This window comes from Endozoicomonas arenosclerae, assembly GCF_001562015.1.
Taxonomy (GTDB): domain Bacteria; phylum Pseudomonadota; class Gammaproteobacteria; order Pseudomonadales; family Endozoicomonadaceae; genus Endozoicomonas_A; species Endozoicomonas_A arenosclerae.
In genome coordinates this window covers 1-1,564 of the sequence record NZ_LASA01000027.1, presented here as the reverse complement: position 1 = coordinate 1,564, position 1,564 = coordinate 1, and the positions used below count along the sequence as shown (strand labels likewise).

Genomic DNA, 1,564 nt, shown 5'->3' with positions numbered 1-1,564 from the left:
TGATAACGGCACGTCGACCATCAACGTGGCAAGCATGACCTTTACCGGCAGTGAGAGCTATACCGGCTCCCAGACGGATGATGCCACGGATATCGTCACTGATAATACGGGCGGAGCCTGGACGGTGACCGGTACCCAGACGCTGGAGAGTGGCAGCCGATCACTGAGTGGCGTGGACCGGGTCAATACGTCCGGAAACATTACCGACAACAGCCCCACCGACTGGTCCGTGGACGGTGCCAACCTTATCTCGTCCAGCGGTCGGGGCCTGACCATTGGCAGTACCACCCAACTGACCACCCAGGGCAATGTTACCGACGCCACCAATAAAGGCTGGGCGGTACGGGGCGATAATCTGGCCTTCTCCACGGACAATGCCCTGACCGTTGCAGGCACCGACCGGATCACCACCACCGGTGCGATCACCAATGAGATGAGTTCGGGTCAGGAAGTCCAGCTGAATGCCACTGACATCACGGTGGGCGGCATTGCCTTTGCGGGCAGTAAGGCTTACACCGGCCGGGCTGAAAATGATGACACTGTCGTAGACAACAATAAAAACAACTGGACGTTAACCGGCGCGAACGAAGCCAATGATAACAACTACTATCTGTCCCGGATCGGTGGCTTGAGCAGCGAAGGTGGCATAGTGACCAGCTCGATGGCGAGCCAGGACGTGGCAGTGAACAGCGATACCGACGGTGAGTTTTTGCAGGCCGGGGGGATCAAGTTCCGCAACGTCGATGAGTACGTTGGAGCCAGTGCCTACGACACCCTGACGGATAACCGGGCCAACAGCACCTGGTTCATCCGGGCCAGCCGGACCGTCAATAACGGCAGTTTCACCTTCAGTAATATTGATGAGGTGACCACAAGCGGCTCCGTCACGAATCAGTTTGCTGGCCAGGATGTAGACATCGAAGAAGGCGTGTCCGGCTATAAGGTGGCCAACATTCACTTTGATGCCAGTACGGTGTACATCGGCTCGGGCACTGACCGACTGGTTGACAGCACCACGGTGGCAGACAGCGATGAAATGAATCTGGCTGCGGCGGGGCAGATCCTATATAAGAACTATGACTTCAGCCAGATCAACCGGGTCTCCAGTACCGCCAAGGTGGACGATAACGCCAACAGCGGTAACTGGACAGTAGAAGGCAATACCATTGCCAAAGGAGGCTCGATTACCTTCACTGGCGTCAGTCAGATCAAGACCACCCAGGGCATCGCTAATGGCCTGACAGTGGGTCAGACGGTGACTCTGGACGATGATAACGGCACGTCGACCATCAACGTGGCAAGCATGACCTTTACCGGCAGTGAGAGCTATACCGGCTCCCAGACGGATGATGCCACGGATATCGTCACTGATAATACGGGCGGAGCCTGGACGGTGACCGGTACCCAGACGCTGGAGAGTGGCAGCCGATCACTGAGTGGCGTGGACCGGGTCAATACGTCCGGAAACATTACCGACAACAGCACCACCGACTGGTCCGTGGACGGTGCCAACCTTATCTCGTCCAGCGGTCGGGGCCTGACCATTGGCAGTACCACCCAACTG

1 protein-coding gene is annotated in these 1,564 nt (G+C 57.3%); it reads left to right on the top strand.

Annotated features, from left to right (window positions below; genetic code table 11):
* Nucleotides 1-1,564 (top strand): beta strand repeat-containing protein (locus WG89_RS31030; protein WP_172806679.1); only part of this gene is annotated, 1,564 nt, incomplete at both ends.